At 55.4% G+C, this 16118-nt stretch carries 15 protein-coding genes and 1 tRNA gene; 5 read left to right on the forward strand and 11 right to left on the reverse strand.

All coding sequences use genetic code 11. From position 1 onward, the window contains the following. Positions 1–218: 218 nt before the first annotated feature. On the reverse strand, positions 219–1286 hold the full coding sequence (locus CVE23_RS19835) for a YbbN family protein (protein WP_145958434.1): 1068 nt from the start codon (positions 1284–1286) through the stop codon (positions 219–221). Between the two features lie 9 nt (positions 1287–1295). Between CVE23_RS19835 and CVE23_RS22810 the strand changes: the two genes are divergently transcribed. After that, on the forward strand, positions 1296–1520 hold the full coding sequence (locus CVE23_RS22810) for a hypothetical protein (RefSeq protein WP_145958435.1): 225 nt from the start codon (positions 1296–1298) through the stop codon (positions 1518–1520). Positions 1521–1619: 99 nt separating this feature from the next. Here CVE23_RS22810 and CVE23_RS19840 read toward each other — a convergent pair whose 3' ends face one another. Beyond that, positions 1620–2228 (reverse strand): LysE family translocator, encoded by a 609-nt coding sequence (locus CVE23_RS19840; RefSeq protein ID WP_100850221.1) that lies wholly within the window; start codon positions 2226–2228, stop codon positions 1620–1622. Between the two features lie 153 nt (positions 2229–2381). Between CVE23_RS19840 and CVE23_RS19845 the strand changes: the two genes are divergently transcribed. Beyond that, complete coding sequence (locus CVE23_RS19845; RefSeq protein ID WP_038921140.1) at positions 2382–2954, forward strand: helix-turn-helix domain-containing protein; 573 nt, start codon at positions 2382–2384, stop codon at positions 2952–2954. A gap of 39 nt (positions 2955–2993) precedes the next feature. Here CVE23_RS19845 and CVE23_RS19850 read toward each other — a convergent pair whose 3' ends face one another. The 8 genes from CVE23_RS19850 to orn form a co-directional block, all read right to left on the reverse strand. Then, entirely contained in the window at positions 2994–3722 is a 729-nt protein-coding gene (locus CVE23_RS19850; RefSeq protein WP_100850222.1) for a thioesterase II family protein, read from the reverse strand. Next, positions 3715–4635: a DMT family transporter gene (locus tag CVE23_RS19855; protein WP_038665208.1), complete on the reverse strand. Its 921-nt coding sequence runs from the start codon at positions 4633–4635 to the stop codon at positions 3715–3717. Before CVE23_RS19855 ends, CVE23_RS19850 begins: the two co-directional genes overlap by 8 nt. Further along, on the reverse strand, positions 4628–5308 hold the full coding sequence (locus CVE23_RS19860) for a serine-tRNA(Ala) deacylase AlaX (RefSeq protein WP_049854768.1): 681 nt from the start codon (positions 5306–5308) through the stop codon (positions 4628–4630). Before CVE23_RS19860 ends, CVE23_RS19855 begins: the two co-directional genes overlap by 8 nt. A gap of 14 nt (positions 5309–5322) precedes the next feature. Continuing rightward, positions 5323–6270 carry a chlorinating enzyme gene (locus CVE23_RS19865; RefSeq protein WP_038920365.1) on the reverse strand — a complete coding sequence of 316 codons (948 nt, stop codon included), beginning with the start codon at positions 6268–6270 and terminating at the stop codon, positions 5323–5325. Positions 6271–6293: 23 nt separating this feature from the next. After that, the gene (locus CVE23_RS19870) at positions 6294–6560 is read right to left on the reverse strand and encodes an acyl carrier protein (RefSeq protein WP_049842643.1); all 267 of its coding nucleotides are present in this window, start codon (positions 6558–6560) and stop codon (positions 6294–6296) included. Between the two features lie 3 nt (positions 6561–6563). Next, positions 6564–8099, reverse strand: coding sequence for an amino acid adenylation domain-containing protein (locus tag CVE23_RS19875; protein WP_167389559.1), 1536 nt, complete (start codon positions 8097–8099; stop codon positions 6564–6566). Positions 8100–8542: 443 nt separating this feature from the next. Then, positions 8543–8618 (reverse strand) — tRNA-Gly (locus CVE23_RS19880). A 179-nt stretch (positions 8619–8797) separates the two neighbouring features. Beyond that, positions 8798–9340: an oligoribonuclease gene (gene orn / locus CVE23_RS19885; protein WP_038920366.1), complete on the reverse strand. Its 543-nt coding sequence runs from the start codon at positions 9338–9340 to the stop codon at positions 8798–8800. A gap of 147 nt (positions 9341–9487) precedes the next feature. On the opposite strand from orn, the gene rsgA reads away from it, so the two are divergent. The 3 genes from rsgA to mscM all read left to right on the forward strand — a co-directional run bounded on the left by rsgA (position 9488) and on the right by mscM (position 14873). Further along, on the forward strand, positions 9488–10537 hold the full coding sequence (gene rsgA / locus CVE23_RS19890) for a small ribosomal subunit biogenesis GTPase RsgA (protein WP_100850224.1): 1050 nt from the start codon (positions 9488–9490) through the stop codon (positions 10535–10537). Positions 10538–10608: 71 nt separating this feature from the next. Continuing rightward, positions 10609–11520: an archaetidylserine decarboxylase gene (gene asd, locus CVE23_RS19895; RefSeq protein ID WP_049854771.1), complete on the forward strand. Its 912-nt coding sequence runs from the start codon at positions 10609–10611 to the stop codon at positions 11518–11520. A gap of 29 nt (positions 11521–11549) precedes the next feature. Next, the gene (gene mscM / locus CVE23_RS19900) at positions 11550–14873 is read left to right on the forward strand and encodes a miniconductance mechanosensitive channel MscM (RefSeq protein ID WP_100850225.1); all 3324 of its coding nucleotides are present in this window, start codon (positions 11550–11552) and stop codon (positions 14871–14873) included. Between the two features lie 80 nt (positions 14874–14953). Here mscM and epmA read toward each other — a convergent pair whose 3' ends face one another. Next, the gene (epmA, locus tag CVE23_RS19905) at positions 14954–15931 is read right to left on the reverse strand and encodes an elongation factor P--(R)-beta-lysine ligase (RefSeq protein ID WP_038665188.1); all 978 of its coding nucleotides are present in this window, start codon (positions 15929–15931) and stop codon (positions 14954–14956) included. Between the last annotated feature and the right edge of the window lie 187 nt (positions 15932–16118).

Here is a 16118-nt window from a genome sequence, read left to right on the forward strand (position 1 = left end):
CACGGCATATATCCATCATACTTCAAGTTACCGCTGCGTTGGCTGCCCTCGCTCACCCCAGTCACCGACTAATGAAGGTATCGCTCCACGGCGCTCACACACGTTAGCGTGTAAAAAAAATTAGTGATAAAGCAATCAGGCCGCCTCCTCTTTTATGCGGTCCTCTCAGCAATGAGAGGCCGCATTCCCCAAGAGTAAAACGCGTGAGATGAGAAAAATCAGTCGAGATCTTCAGGCGGCAAAAAACGCGGCGACTGGCGTAACAGCGTCAACAAGTGTGCTTGCAGCGGTTGTTCCAGCACGGCAAGCCGGGCATCAACCGTTTGATAAAACGCCTCCTCTTTGGCGGCGAAATCAGCGTTTTCCTCCTGCCATTTCGTCTGCCATGCGTTGAACTTCTCGTTAGTCGGCGCCTGATCAGACATCAAGTCTTCCTGCGCTTTGAACCAGAGGTCGCGTTTTGCCGGCATGGCCCGTTCCGCCGGCGTCCAGCCCGCGTCAATTTGCGCGATTTGCCACAAAATGACATTGATGGGATCCCGTAGCGTTTGCCATGTTTCCGAAGCCGCGACAGGGGCAGGCGACAACGCGGCGAGGATATCGACCAGCGCATTCTCAAGCTCTTGCGTCGCGTCCTGTTCGGCTTTCCAGGCGGAGGTATATTGCCGGAAAGGCTCCCAGTCGCGTTCCGACACCGCCTGTCCCGATAAATAGCGGTCGGTCAGCGCCAGCCACTGTTTACGCAAGGCATCCAACTGCGGCGCCCGCAGCCAGTCAGACCAGGGCTGGCAGGCATCGCTCAACAAAAAGCGCACCCATTGCAGCGGCACCGCCCAGATGTCCTTGTCCGGCGTCAACACCTCAAACAGTGCCTCGGCCTGTTCCGGCGTCAGGAACGGCGCCGACTCCAGAATCACGGCGAAAGCGGTCGGCAGTCCGGTCACACGCTCAAACACCGTCATGGATTCATGGTGCGCCAGCGTGGCGGAAATCGTCCCGCGCTCGTCCGCCCAATACGGTGTGGAAGCGCGCACCACCGCCCCTGAGGCGGCATGCTGTCTCAGTCGCTGCGCCAGAAAGGCGTGTAATGGCGGGTCACCGTAAAACGCAGGCCAGGGCGCGTCGGTTCGAAGCGATGCGGCCGGCAGGTTTTCCAGGGCGATGCCCTCAGACTGTAGCCATTGCTTAAGCTCCGATAGCGTCAGGGCGCCCATTTGCCGCGAGGCCAGCTTCCCATGCTTAAACAGCAGCAACGTGGGAATAAACCGGGGCCGGGGGCCTCGCACGAATTCATCGTGGAAATAGAGGAAAATACCGGTACACAAAGAATTCTGGTTAAAGACACGCTGGGTCAGACCCATATGACCGCCATCAGTGCCGTCAATCAGGTCGAGCGTGTTTTGGGCTTGAATCACCGCTTGCCGCCCGCTATCGGCATCACGTATCCGGAACAGTCCGCTGATTTGCAGGCCGATATTACCGCTATGGCCGCCATGGGGTTGTCGGTGCTGCCTTGTTGATTAACGCTTTTGTTAAACCCGATGAGAGGCAAAGACCCGATTATGAATTTGTCGTGGCGATCGACAACAGCGCAATAATGGGCTGCTGCGATCCTTGCACTAAAACATCGTTGACGCCGATTTATAAAACATCGATGCAGCGAAAAGAGAGATGACGAGCGAAGCGCCGCGATAAAACAGCGTTGGCTTTAGCCTGCGCTGACTTGAAGCGTCGTTGAGACTAATCAGCGTGCCGGCGTAGGTCCATATAAAAGAAATGGGAAGCAATGCCAACAGCAGAGCGAACATCGCTTGAATATAACTGTCTTGATATATGAAAGCCGACGGAGGAATGATGGAATCGGCGAATAAAAAGGCCTTGGGGTTGAGTAAGGTCGTGATAAAGACCGTGCCGAAAGTGATATTGCCGCTAATTTGATGAAGCGAAAACCGCCACACTTTGATCGCCAAATAAACGACATAACAGGCCGAGAACAATTTAATGACGCTCAGCACCAGATTTCCATGTTGTGCCAGATAAGTAAACAACAGCCCCCATGCAGAGACTGCCAATAGATATCCGAGCCATTCTGATAAAATCAGCTTTATGCTTTTAATAAAACCTTGGGTATAACCAGAACAAAGAAGCAAAGTGTTGGTCGGCCCCGGAATGCTCAGAAATAATGCGATATAGAATATAACTTTTATGTATTCATTTTCATGAATCATGTTGATATTACCTCAATTAAGCCAACAGTGTTTGATCTGGGTATCGTTCCGGGTTCGGTATACCGATATAGTCCGCTCCTAAACAAAACAATCACCTTTCTATCTGGATCTGCTAGACTGGGCGCCTTGTCTGATAACTCATTTGGTTTGTTGATGAACACGTCCCAACATCACGATAAAGCAGAAACAACATCCATTAATATTGGAAACAAAATCAAACAATTAAGAATGACCAGAAATATTTCTCTTAATGATCTTTCCAGGTTATCAGGCGTGTCAAAAGCCGCGTTGTCCAAGCTAGAGTCTGGTCACTCGAACCCACGAGTCGATACGTTGGATGCGATTGCCAGCGCCCTGCGAGTTCCTCTAAGCGATCTGCTTGCCGTTAATACCAGCGCTTATCCTTACATGGAAAAAGGTATTCCAATGCAAGGGGAATACGCCCAAAAGATGAAATTCCGTATTGGGCTGGGCAATATCGCTGAAATATGGCATTTGCAAATGAACCCCGGCGTCATTATCAATAGCCCGCCACATGCATCTGGAACACACGAGCATATTCTGGTGCATTCAGGCTCATTAATGCTCAAGCTTGCCGATGACGAAAGCATCGTGCTTAAAGCGGGCGATTTTTACTGTTTTTCCGGAAACATCACTCACTCTTATATATGCACAGATAGTGCGGTCAGTGCGACCGTGGTCATGTCTAACGCTATTCAGGTTTAGTCAAACGGGGCGCCGCCGCCCCCAATTGACATATATTCTTCAGCTATCCTTTCCTTTCGTATCGACGTCTGCAATAAAGCGAAGAATGATGTCGTAAATATCTTGCTCCTGCTCCGATTGAATAAAATGCCCTCCCGGCACACTCTCCATACGATAAATACCGCTGGTACATTCACACCAGCGAGAAGGAGCAAAGGGAAGATACGGGTCGTCCTCTCCGTAGATCACTAACAACGGCACATCCTCCAGCGGACAAGTGCTTTCGGGCTGAATGGAATTGGCAACGTCCAAATCGGCAGCCAGCACCTGAATAAACTGCTGACGTAACACGTCGTCTTGCGTCAACCAGTCAGGAAGTTCCCCGAGTTGGGTCGCAAAATGCCATATCGCTTGCTGCGACTCCGGGTTAAGCTCCTGCCACGGAAAGCGCCTGCGGCAATGGATAGGGTCGTTAGACATCGCCACCAGTACGATATCCCGATCCGGCGTTCTGCTCCGGCAGTAGCCGGCCAGCAAATAGGCCATATAGGCGCCCAGGCTGTGTCCAACCAGGATGAGCCGGCCCTGAGGGGGAATGCGCGAGGCAAAGTCATCCACGATACGCCCGGCGTCACGCATCAGTTCTTCCTGACGGCGCCGGCCGCGCCCCGGCATTTCCATCAGCATGGTGTCGAACTGTGGCGAAAAACGCCGGGCAATCGCGTTCATAGCCGAGGCGTTACCGCCGGCATGATGAAACAGAACCATGTGATGCTGGGGCTCATTCATAGCGTTTACCCTCAAGCACACGCCCTACCAACGCAGCAAAAACGATGACTGCTCCACCGATGCCCTGCCAGACCCCAATCACCTCGCCCATAATGGAGACAGCAAAAAATGCGGCAAAAGCGGGCTCCAGCGACAAAATGAGCCCAACCCGAGTCGGACTGGTGAGCTTCGCCGCATAGAGTTGCATCAGGAATGCAAATGCCGTCGCCAGCAGGCTCAGAAAGAGAATATAGCCCCAGATATCAAGGGAAATGCTGGGGATAGTACGCATAGACTCCGGATCGGAAACATAGACAAACGACAAGCCAAGCACGGCGACGGTCAGCAGTTCGACCAGCGTGATATTGATCAGCGAATAGGGTTTGCCGGCCGTCTGCCTGCCAAACATGAATATCTGGAATCCGCGAATTAATGCCGCCAGCAACACAAGCCAGTCACCGAGGTTAAAGCCGACTTGCCCACCATTGGAAAAGCTTATCAACCCGCCGCCAGCCAATGACAGGAAACAGGTAAAATAGATGAGCTTGCTCTGTCTGCGCTTGCCCAGCACCCGTTCATAAAAGGGAACCAGAACCACCGACAGTGCAATCAGAAAACCCGCATTGGCAGCGGTAGTATGCTTCACGCCAAGCGTTTCGAGCGTCAAAATGGCGTAGAGCAAGGCACCGAAAATCACACCATTAACCACTTCGCCGCGTGTAAAATCGCGCAAGCGGATGCGAGTGCCAATGAACATAAAAGGAACAGCCAGGGCAAAGCGCAGCATCAGGAACAAAGGAACAGCCACCCCCGCATGAATGATCATCTGCATCAATGAGTAACTTGCGCCCCATGACAGGGCGACCGCCAGTAATCCCAAATCCACCAGATACAGTCGTGAGCGTGAAAGTTGCAGGGTCGTCTCATTAGACATTGTCATTCCTCGGGGCGGTATGGCTGGCGTCATAACTGATACGCAGCTGGTTTTTCTTGAATTTGGCCGATTTGATCGAGAAATCGGCGATCTTACTGAGGTTATCCACGTGCGTTCCGCCACAAGGCATCGCTTCGGTATCGTGAATCAGAGAGTAGCGGGTATCCCCCTCCAGCCATATCTTGACCTCGCCGCCATCCCTCAGACGTGAGCTGATGCCGGCTTCGATATCCTCAAGCGGCAAGCGATCAACCAGTACCGCGCTGGAACCCATAGGGGAAAAAACGACGCGAGACTCCCCGGGGAAATGGTGCCCGGCAGTCGCCATCCATCCATACCGACGCATTTCCCAGTTCAGCAAATGCCCGGCGGTATGCAACGCAGCATTTCGCATACGTTCGGACGCGGATAACCTGGACTCCAACAGGTCCGACTCAGCGGACTTGAGTGGAGATTGCGGATAAACGACCACCAGACCGGACGCATCTTTGCGGACGCTAACGGGGATGTCATTGACCCACCCCGTATCTGCGGGCTGCCCCCCGCCCTGCGGGTGAAAAATGTTCTCCTTCAGGGCTAGCCATGTTCCAAACTCATCAGTGCCGGCGGCAATGACCTCGCTTGTTGCAGAAAAGCAGTAGGTATCATCCAGATAGCGTTGAATTTGAATCATTTGGGGGCTCCTTTTTATAGGGTTTCAGTCAGGGGAGTGAAGGGTTGCCCGAGCAGGTTATTTGAAGCGATACGGTTTCTTCCGTTGAGGCTCCGGCCTGAAACAATAACGCACCCAAACTTATCGAGCGGAATACTGCCGCCGTACTCCTGCACGACGTCGGTATCGGGATAGATATCGACAACGCTTGGCGCATAGCGCGTGGCAAACCCCATACGGAAGTCTTTTTTGGACGAGTTGGGATAGGAAGCGTGCATCAGCGTGGACCAGAAGATAACGCATTGGCCCGCCTTCATTACCAATGGAACCGCTTTGCTTTCGTCTGGTTTCCAGTCCGGCTCGATTTGCAGTTCGCGGTAGTCATAGCCAAAGAACCCCCGGCTTTTACCCTCTTTCGCGCGGTTATTGATAATATCTGTCTGATATGCCATCGACTTGGTTTCGTCGTAATTCATCTTGTGGTGCGTGCCGGGCATGATTTCAAGACAGCCATTTTCAATCGTGGCGTCGGTAAAGGCCGTCCAGACGGTAAGCGTTCCCTTGCCGAAGCGATCTTCCGTTTCGCCGGGCCATAGAATCTGCGGCTTGCCGCTGGCGTTGGCGAAGGTGTCGGCCTGATGCCAGTCAGTCCCCTCATCCCCCGGATATTTTGGGAAAAACTCGGTCCGCCAGCACAGCACATCCTTGCCCAGAATATCGGAAACAGGGGCGACGATACGTGGATTGGTAATATGCCGGCTAAGGAGTTCAACATCCAGATGACGATCATAATTGGAGATGTTTGTAGCCGCGCTGTAGGAGTCGGATGGATAGGCGGCGTTACTCCGGTCAGGTAATTGGCGACGCACTTTATTCCAGATTTCATTCATTTCATCCGGAGTATAAATAGTTAACGGGCCGATATAACCGTTGCGATGAAAGCCATCCAATTGTTCTTCTGTCAGGTGTAATGTCTTACTCATTTTACATATCCTCTGTTAGGGAACTATTTGGCTGCAAAGAAAACGTCTTTTAATGTCGTGTTATATAAACGCTCCATTGATAGCGTAAGTCCGAATTCTTTTTTAACCCTTTCATTTAACGAAATAGCAATCATCGAGTGACCGCCTGCGTCGAGAAAGTTATCGCCGGGTTTAACCGACTGCTCCAGGATATCGCTCAGCCACAGTAAATATTGCTCTAGTGCTTTTTCCTTCTGGGCTGTTTTATTCTGGATATGGTCTTGGGAATTTAAAGCATCAGTGACAGTCATGATTTACTCCATTGAATGCAAAATTAATTTTTTATCAACCTTTCCGTTTACCGTTTTTGGCATCACGTCGACTCGCCTGTAACGCATCGGACGCATATATACAGGCAAAGCGAGTCGGGCCAGAGACTTCAACTTCTCCTTTACATCACCTTCTGCAATCTTCGATGAAGTGGTAAAGAAACAGATCAAGTGATGACCATGCATTTCGGTCTTTGCCGCCAGCACTGAAATGTCGTCAATGTCGTCTATCTGTGCCAGGACAGATTCGATTTCGCCAGTTTCAATCCTGAATCCATTAATTTTCACCTGGTCGTCGCATCGACCAAGATAGAGCAGTTCACCGTCATGGTTATGCTTTACCACATCACCGGAACAATAATATCTTCGCGATACACCCTCTGTTTCCAGCCAGATAAATTTTCGGCTTTCGTCGTTGTTTATATTCAGGTATCCATGAGTAACCTGTGGACCGGATAACAGAAGCTCACCACCTTCCTCTGCGGAAGGCTCGTTTCCGATAGGTCTAATAATGTAATGAAAATCTGGCAGCACTCGCCCAATATTGGAGTTGGGGTTGATTAAATCGGCGTCGCTGACAATGTGCCAACTGGTATGCACCGTCGTTTCGGTGATGCCGTACATATTCACCAGCATGGGGGAATGTAATCCAAAATGATTATGCCAACGTTTCAGCGTTTGGAAATTCAATCGTTCCCCACCAAAAATAATGCAACGTAGCGAGAGTTCGTCTGGTTTAAATTGGCAGAGTTTATCGGCATTCACAGAAAATGCGGTGGGTGTTTGATTTAATAACGTAATATTTTCTTCTTTAATTAGTCTGGCCAGAGCATCCGGAACAATTCTGGTTTCATCGTCAGGTATAACCAACTTTCCGCCATAACCCAGAACCGACCATATTTCCCATACTGAAAAGTCAAATGCATAGGAGTGATACAACAGCGTTGCGTCTTGTTGGTTGAAATTATAAATAGCGGCGGTAGCGGAAAATAATGCTTCAAGATTGCCGTGGGTAATCGGCACACCTTTGGGTTTTCCTGTGGTACCTGAGGTGTAGATGATATAAGCCGTGTTTTCGAGCCGTGACTGATCGTATATGTCGGATGAAGCAGAAGCAGACGTCAAAGCCTGTATGTGCACATTTTTGACATCCCGATGAGGAGTCATGTCGCTATCGGAAATAATCAAAGCGGGCCTGGCGTCATTCACGATCAGTTGGTTTCTTTCCAGCGGCGCCTTCTTATCCAGAGGAACATAAGCAGCCCCGACATATTGCACGGCGAGCAATGCCGCGATCAGCTCTTTGGAAGGGGTAAGTTCGACGGCGACGCGGTTACCCGGCACCACCTGCAATTCACGCAACGCGCTGGCGATATTGAGGATCAAGCCCTTCATGGCCTGGTAGGTGAGACGTGTTTCGCGATCTTTGACGGCGATGCGGTCGGGATACTTTTCCGCCGCTGCCAGAAAGCACCCCAAGAGTGTCCTTCTCGGCTGCGTGGATGAGGGCTTAGCGTTCACACCATCCTCCTTTTCGTTCACATTGGCATCACATTTGTTTTTTTAAAGACTATACAATACCACTAAAACGAACAAGCGTTTTTTATATGCTGATTTTTTTATTAAGAAGTCATTTTTATACGTTGTTAATCGAACCGCCCGACGTCAGGCATGCCACACCGCACCTTGTCAGTTCGCAATGGTTTTCTTATCGAAGCGGTGTAAAGCGGATAAGGGGAAGAACGCGGATGTCGGGGTTTCCCCGTCAGGCACGCTGCTGACACGCCGATTGCAGGAAGGGCGAGGACAGGAATCAGGGAAGACCCGCTCGTGGGAAAAAGCGGTGGGAAAATCGTGTTGGTAAGAATCAGTCGGCGGGTTTGCTATAACGAACGGCAGAAACAAAAAAACCACCTTTCGGTGGTTTTCTGCATCATGCAGACATTCATCTGCACAACTGAATTTGGAGCGGGAAACGAGACTCGAACTCGCGACCCCGACCTTGGCAAGGTCGTGCTCTACCAACTGAGCTATTCCCGCAGGGTGTGGCGTAACGTCGCACTACTTTCTGTCGTTACGGGGAGCGCATTATACGAGAAACGTTTTTTCCCGCAACCCCCCTGACGAAAAATGTCGTTCAAGTGCCGACAAAATCATCAATACGCTGAAAATGCCCGCAGAACCGGGCGATTTTCCTGGTTTCCTCGTGGAGGATGCCATTACAGCTGGATAAAGTGCTCACGGTAGTAAGCCAGTTCCGCTACCGATTCGCGGATATCGTCCAGCGCCTGATGGGTGTTGCGCTTTTTGAATCCGGCCAGCATCTCCGGCTTCCAGCGGCGCGCCAGTTCTTTGAGCGTGCTGACGTCCAGATAACGATAGTGGAAGTAGGCTTCCAGTTCCGGCATGTAACGGAACAGAAAGCGGCGATCCTGCCCGATGCTGTTGCCGCAAATCGGCGATTTGCCCGCCGGCACCCACTGCTGCAGGAATGCGATGGTTTCCCGTTCCGCGGCGCTTTCGTCAAAGGCGCTGGCTTTGACCCGATCCACCAGCCCGCTGGCGGTGTGGGTGCGCACGTTCCAGTCATCCATCAGCGCCAGTTGGCTGTCCGGCTGATGCACCGCCAGCGTCGGGCCTTCCGCCAGTACGTTCAGGTTGGCATCGGTCACCAGTGTTGCGATCTCGATGATCCGGTCCCGCTCGGGATCCAGCCCCGTCATTTCCAAATCGATCCAGATCAGGTTGTTTTCATTTACCATCGTCGCCTTTCCCGTGTCGCCGTTGCTGAAAATTTCGCCGGCGGCAGGCTGACAGGCCCGCTGGCGGCGGTTAATTAAAATAAAATAGCGTGTATTATAGTCGCTTCCATCGCCACCGGCGATAAGCGCCGAACCAAGAGAGACCGCGTGAGTAAAAAGAAACTGTCAAAAGGTCAGCAACGGCGGGTCAGCGCCAACCATCAGCGCCGCCTGAAACATGCCGACAGCAAGGTCGAGTGGGATGACAGCCAACTGAGCGAACCGCAGGAAGGCGTCATCATCAGTCGTTTCGGCATGCACGCCGATGTGGAAGCGCCGAACGGCGAGCTGCACCGCTGCAACATTCGCCGAACCATCCACTCGCTGGTCACCGGCGATCGGGTGGTCTGGCGCGCCGGCAACGAAACGCTGGCCGGCATCAGCGGCATCGTCGAGGCGGTGCATCCGCGTCAGTCGGTGTTGACCCGCCCGGACTACTATGACGGTCTCAAACCCATTGCCGCCAACATCGATCAGATTGTGATTGTCTCCGCCATTCTGCCGGAGCTGTCGCTCAATATTATCGATCGTTATCTGGTGGCCTGCGAAACGCTGGAAATCGAGCCGCTGATCGTGCTCAACAAAACCGATCTGCTGGATGACGAAGGCCGGGCGTTTGTGGAAGAGGTGATGGATATCTATCGCGCGCTGCACTACCGGGTGTTGATGATGTCCAGCCACACCCAGCAGGGCGTCGCCGAGCTGGAAGCCGCGCTAACCGGCCGCGTCAGCATCTTTGCCGGGCAGTCCGGCGTCGGTAAATCGAGCCTGCTCAACGCACTGCTCTACCTTGACGACGCCCAAATTCTGGTCAACGACGTATCCGACGCTTCCGGACTGGGCCAGCACACCACCACCGCCGCTCGTCTGTACCATTTCCCGCACGGCGGCGATGTCATCGACTCGCCGGGCGTGCGCGAATTCGGGCTGTGGCATCTGGATCCGGAACAGGTGACGCGCGGTTTTATCGAGTTCCGCGAATACCTGGGCAGTTGCAAATTCCGCGACTGCAAACACGACACCGACCCCGGCTGCGCCATTCGCGCCGCGCTGGAACGCGGGGAGATAGCACCAGAGCGTTTCGACAATTATCACCGTATCCTTGAGAGCATGGCGCAGGTAAAAACGCGTAAATCCTTTTCTGCTCCGGATAACTGACATTTATCGTATCCACCGCTACAATGCGCCCCTTTTTACGGCGTACCCTTAAAAAAACGACGAGGCTCACTGTGCTGGACAGAATCAAGATTGCTCTACAACATCTGCTCCCGAAGGTCTGGCTGACGCAACTGGCTGGCTGGGGAGCCGACCGTCAGGCCGGCATGCTCACCAAACTGGTGATTGACCTGTTTGCCCGCATCTACAAAGTCAACATGCAGGAAGCGCAGCAACCGGATACCGCATCCTACCGCTCGTTCAACGACTTCTTTGTGCGCCCGCTGAAACCCGGCATCCGCCCGGTAGACCCGCTGCCGAACCGGCTGGTGTTGCCCGCCGACGGCACCATCTCCCAGTTGGGCACCATTGACGACGACCGGATCCTGCAGGCCAAACAGCACGACTACACGCTGGAAGCGCTGCTGGCCGGCAACTACATTATCGCCGACCTGTTCCGTGACGGTCTGTTTGTCACCACCTATCTCTCCCCGCGCGATTACCACCGCGTCCACATGCCGTGCGACGGCATTTTGCGCGATATGATTTACGTGCCGGGCGACCTGTTTTCGGTCAATCCACTGACCGCCGCCAACGTACCGAACCTGTTTGCCCGCAACGAACGCGTGATCTGCCTGTTCGATACGCCGTTCGGTCCGATGGTGCAGATTCTGGTCGGCGCCACCATCGTCGGCAGCATCGAAACCGTCTGGGCGGGGGTGGTAACCCCTCCGCGCGAAGGCATCATCAAACGCTGGGCCTATCCGATGGAAGGCGAAGGCGCGGTAATTCTGGAGAAAGGCGACGAGATGGGCCGCTTCAAACTCGGCTCCACGGTGATTAACCTGTTTGCGAAAGACCGGGTGCAATTGATGCCCGGACTGGCCAGCCAAAGCGCCACTCGCATGGGTGAAGCCATGGCCGAAGCGCTGGATGAGGACGTTTTGGCGCGCATGAATGCCGCCAACGACAGCGATACCCCCTGACCCCATCAACCCGCCTGAGGAGGCCAGCCGTGCGTCTGATTCTGATTTTCCTGTTGGGATGCCTGTTATCAACCACGTCGCTGGCCGCCCAGTTGCCTGACGAAACGCAACTGAAGCAGGAGCTGCAACAGGCCGAAGCCAACAAGAACACCCCGGCGCAGGCCGATATCGTCAAAGAGTTACAGTCGGCGCTGCGGCTGCTGGACGAACGCCGGGACACCCGCCAGCGTGCCGACCAGTACCAGCGCGCGATTGACGACTTTCCCAAATTGACCCGCGAACTGCGCCAGCAGTTGGATGCCGAAAACGCCAAACCGGCCGCGCCGCCGAAAACGACATCGGTCAACGAGCTGGAACAACAGATTGTCCAGTTCAGCAGCCAGTTGCTGGAGCAAGGCCGCCAGTTGCAACAGGAGCAGGACCGCCAGCGGGAAATCAGCGATTCGCTGGCCCAACTGCCGCAACAGCAAACCGAAGCCAACCGCGCGCTGAGCGAAGTCGAACGGCGTCTGCAGGCGCTGGGCAACCCGCCCACCACGCTCGGACAGGCTCAGTTGGCCGCATTGCAGGCCGAAGCGGCGCTGCGTAAAAGCCGGGTGGAAGAGCTGGAGCTGGCGCAGCTTTCCGCCAGCAACCGTCAGGAACTGTCGCGCCTGCAGGCGGATGTCTACAAAAAGCGGCGTGACCGGCTGGACAGTCAACTGCAGCTGTTGCGCAGCACGCTGAACACCTTGCGCCAGCGCGAGGCGGAGCAGGCGCTGGAGCGTACCGAGCAACTGGCGGAACAGGAAGGCCAACTGCCTGCGGCGGTCGCCGGCCTGCTGCAAACCAACCGCGAACTCTCCGTGGCGCTCAACCAGCAGGCGCAGCGCATGGATCAGATCGCCGCCCGTCAGCGCCAGACCGCCGCCCAAACGCTACAGGTACGTCAGGCGCTGAGCACGCTGCGCGAACAGGCGCAGTGGCTCGGCTCGTCGCCGGCGCTGGGGGAAACCCTGCGCGCGCAGGTGGCGCGACTGCCGGAAATGCCCAAGCCTCAACAACTGGACGGCGACATGGCGCAACTGCGCGCCCAGCGTCTGCATTACGAAGACCTGCTCAACAAACTGTCGGCGGCCGGCGAACCCGCCCGGCAGGACGACGGCACCCCGTTAACCGCCGCCCAGCAAAAGATCGTCAACGATCAGCAACGCACCCAGCGCGATCTGCTCACGTCGCTGATTTCCGGTTGCGACACTCAGATTCTGGAACTGACCAAGCTGAAAGTCGCCAGCAGCCAGCTGGAGGACGCGCTGACCGAGATCCGCGATGCGGCGCATCGCTATCTGTTCTGGGTGGCGGATGTCGACCCGATCGGTTTCGCCTACCCGCTCAACCTGCTGCGCGACCTGTCGCGCCTGCTGTCGCTGGATACCTTTACCCAACTTAGCGGCGCGATGCTGATGATGGCGACCAGCCAGAGCACGCTGTTGCCGCTGCTGGGCGCGTTGCTGCTGGTCGGACTCAGCATCAGCTCGCGTCGTCATTATCATGCTTTTCTGGAGCGCGCCAGCAGCCGGGTGGGCAAAGTCACCCTCGACTATTTCATGCTGACGCTGCGTACCGTGTTCTGGTCGGTGATGGTGGCGATGCCGCTGCCGGTGCTGTGGGCCGCGCTCGGTTATGGCCTGCAAAACGCCTGGCCCTACCCGGTGGCGGTGGCGATCGGCGATAGCGTGACCGCCACGGTGCCGCTGATGTGGGTGGTGATGGTCTGCGCCGCGTTTTCCCACCGTCAGGGGCTGTTCATCGTGCATTTCGGCTGGTCGCCGAAACAGGTGGCGCGCGCCATGCGTTACTACCGCCTGTCCATCGGCTTTATCGTACCGCTGGTAATGGCGCTGATCACCTTTGATAACCTCAACGACCGGGAGTTTTCCAGCACGCTGGGGCGGTTGTGCTTTATTCTGCTGTGTATGGCGCTCAGTCTGGTAACCACCAGCCTGAAACGCGCCGGTATTCCGTTGTATCTGGATAAGGAAGGATCCGGCGAAAACCCGGTGAACCGCGCGATGTGGAATCTGATGATCTGCATCCCGCTGATTGCCGCGCTGGCATCCTGTCTGGGCTACCTGACCACCTCGCAGGCGCTGCTGGCGCGGCTGGAAACCTCGGTCGCCATCTGGTTCTTCCTGCTGGTGATTTATCACATCATTCGCCGCTGGATGTGGATTCAACGCCGCCGCATCGCCTTTGACCGCGCCAGACAGCGCCGGGCGGACATGCTGGCGCAACGCGCCCGCGGCGAGGAAGACACCAACCCGTCGTCGCACGAAGCCGGCGTCGACGTGGTGGAAGAACCGGTGGTGGATCTGGACGCCATCAGCGCCCGCTCGCTGAAACTGGTGCGCTCCATCCTGACGCTGATTGCGCTGGTGTCGGTGATTGCGCTGTGGTCGGAAATCCATTCCGCTTTCGCGTTTATGGAAAATATCAGCCTGTGGGACGTCACCAGCACGGTGAAAGGCGTAGAGAGCATACAGCCGATTACCCTCGGCTCGGTGTTGATCGCGCTGCTGGTGTTTGTCATCACCGCGCAGCTGGTACGCAACCTGCCCGCGCTGCTGGAGCTGGCGGTGCTGCAGCATATCGAGCTGTCGCCCGGCACCGGCTACGCCATTATCACCGTCAGCAAATACCTGCTGATGCTGGTGGGCGGGCTGATGGGGTTCTCGCTGATCGGCATCGAATGGTCAAAATTACAGTGGCTGGTGGCGGCACTTGGCGTGGGGCTGGGGTTCGGCTTACAGGAGATCTTCGCCAACTTCATCTCCGGCCTGATCATTCTGTTCGAAAAACCGATCCGCATCGGCGATACCGTGACCATCCGCGATCTGACCGGCAGCGTGATGCGCATCAATACCCGCGCCACCACGATTTCCGACTGGGACCGCAAAGAGATCATCGTGCCCAACAAGGCGTTCATCACCGAGCAGTTCATCAACTGGTCGCTGTCCGATTCGGTCACCCGCGTAGTGCTGACCATCCCGGCGCCCGCCGACGCCAGTACGCAGGAGGTCACCACGCTGCTGCTGGACGCGGTGAAACGCTGCTCGCTGGTGCTGGATAACCCGCCGCCGGAAGTATTTCTGGTGGACCTGCGTCAGGGCATCCAGATTTTCGAACTGCGTATCTTCGCCGCGGAAATGGGCCACCGCATGCCGCTGCGCCACGAACTGCACCAGCTGATTCTGGAAAGCTACCGCGAACACCATCTGGTGATGCCGTTCCCGCCGTTCCAGGTACAGATGGATTCGGTGCAGATCGTCGGGCGTAACGCCGCCACCTCAACCCGCACTGCTGGCGGGCTGTAACCCCTCTGCAAAAAGAAAACCACGGCAAGCGATGGCTTCCGTGGTTTTCAGTCAGACTGAATAATAAAGGAAAAGCGGCGTCAGGCGCGATCCACCGTAAACGCCATCACCTCGCCGATAGACTCGGCATTCAGCGCCATCATCACCAGACGATCAACGCCCAGCGCCACGCCGGAACACGGCGGGATACCGGCTTCCAGCGCCGCCAGCAGGTTTTCGTCGATCGGCTGCATCGGCAGGCCGCGCGCCGCGCGTTTGCGGTTATCCTGCTCGAAACGCTGACGTTGCTCTTTGCTGTCGGTCAGTTCGCAAAAACCGTTAGCCAGTTCGATGCCTTTGTAATAGACCTCGAAACGCTCCGCCACCCGGTGATCCTCGGTGCTGATTTCCGCCAGCGCCGCCTGCGTTGCCGGGAAATGGTAGACAAACGCCGGTTTGTCGCGGCCGATTTGCGGCTCCACGCCAAACGCGAACAGCAGTTGCAGCAGGGTGTCGCGATCCTCTTCCCGGTTGGCGACATCCCCCACGCCGATTTTCTCCGCCGCTTCACGCAGCTGCGCCTTGTCCGCCGACAGCGGATCCACCTCCAGATGACGCTGGAACGCCTGCTGATAGGAAAGCATCTCCGCGCTGTCGCACTCCAGCACCTGTTGCAGCAGGTCATCCATTTCGTTCATCAGCCGGTACATGTCATAGTGCGGGCGATACCACTCCAGCATGGTGAACTCAGGGTTGTGATAACGGCCGGATTCTTCGTTGCGGAAACTGCGGCACAGTTGGTAAATCGGCCCGCTGCCCGCCGCCAGCAGGCGTTTCATGTGGTATTCCGGGCTGGTCATCAGATACAGCGCCATGCCATCGGCGGCGCCGGGGCCGACAAAGTGGGTCTGGAACGGGAACAGATGCACATCCGTCACCGTCGCCTGGCTCATGGCCGGCGTTTCCACTTCCAGCACGCCGCGGTCTGAGAAGAAACGCCGGATTTCTTTCATTATCGACGCCCGCTTCAACAGATTGGCGACAGGGGCGCTGGGCTGCCAACTTGCCGTTTCGCTCATGATTTCCACTCCACACTAAAACTGGAGGTGCAGTCTACCCGCATCACCACAGCCAGACAAATTTATCCCGCGAAGGGTTTTCCTCTATTTGGCTTACCTATATTCATAATTACCAGGCGCCGCCTAATCCAGACTCCCGGAGATTCACCCGGCGGCCCTCTTGCTGCAACTCAAATTATTTGGGGTA

The organism is Dickeya fangzhongdai (genome assembly GCF_002812485.1).
Lineage (GTDB): Bacteria > Pseudomonadota > Gammaproteobacteria > Enterobacterales > Enterobacteriaceae > Dickeya > Dickeya fangzhongdai.

Bases quoted from the DNA above. Each gene is read 5' to 3' on its own strand.
- CVE23_RS19840 (WP_100850221.1), bottom strand. From the start codon at position 2,228: ATGATTCATGAAAATGAATACATAAAAGTTATATTCTATATCGCATTA.
- CVE23_RS19845 (WP_038921140.1), top strand. From the start codon at position 2,382: ATGAACACGTCCCAACATCACGATAAAGCAGAAACAACATCCATTAAT.
- CVE23_RS19850 (WP_100850222.1), bottom strand. From the start codon at position 3,722: ATGAATGAGCCCCAGCATCACATGGTTCTGTTTCATCATGCCGGCGGT.
- CVE23_RS19855 (WP_038665208.1), bottom strand. From the start codon at position 4,635: ATGTCTAATGAGACGACCCTGCAACTTTCACGCTCACGACTGTATCTG.
- CVE23_RS19860 (WP_049854768.1), bottom strand. From the start codon at position 5,308: ATGATTCAAATTCAACGCTATCTGGATGATACCTACTGCTTTTCTGCA.
- CVE23_RS19865 (WP_038920365.1), bottom strand. From the start codon at position 6,270: ATGAGTAAGACATTACACCTGACAGAAGAACAATTGGATGGCTTTCAT.
- CVE23_RS19870 (WP_049842643.1), bottom strand. From the start codon at position 6,560: ATGACTGTCACTGATGCTTTAAATTCCCAAGACCATATCCAGAATAAA.
- orn (WP_038920366.1), bottom strand. From the start codon at position 9,340: ATGGTAAATGAAAACAACCTGATCTGGATCGATTTGGAAATGACGGGG.
- epmA (WP_038665188.1), bottom strand. From the start codon at position 15,931: ATGAGCGAAACGGCAAGTTGGCAGCCCAGCGCCCCTGTCGCCAATCTG.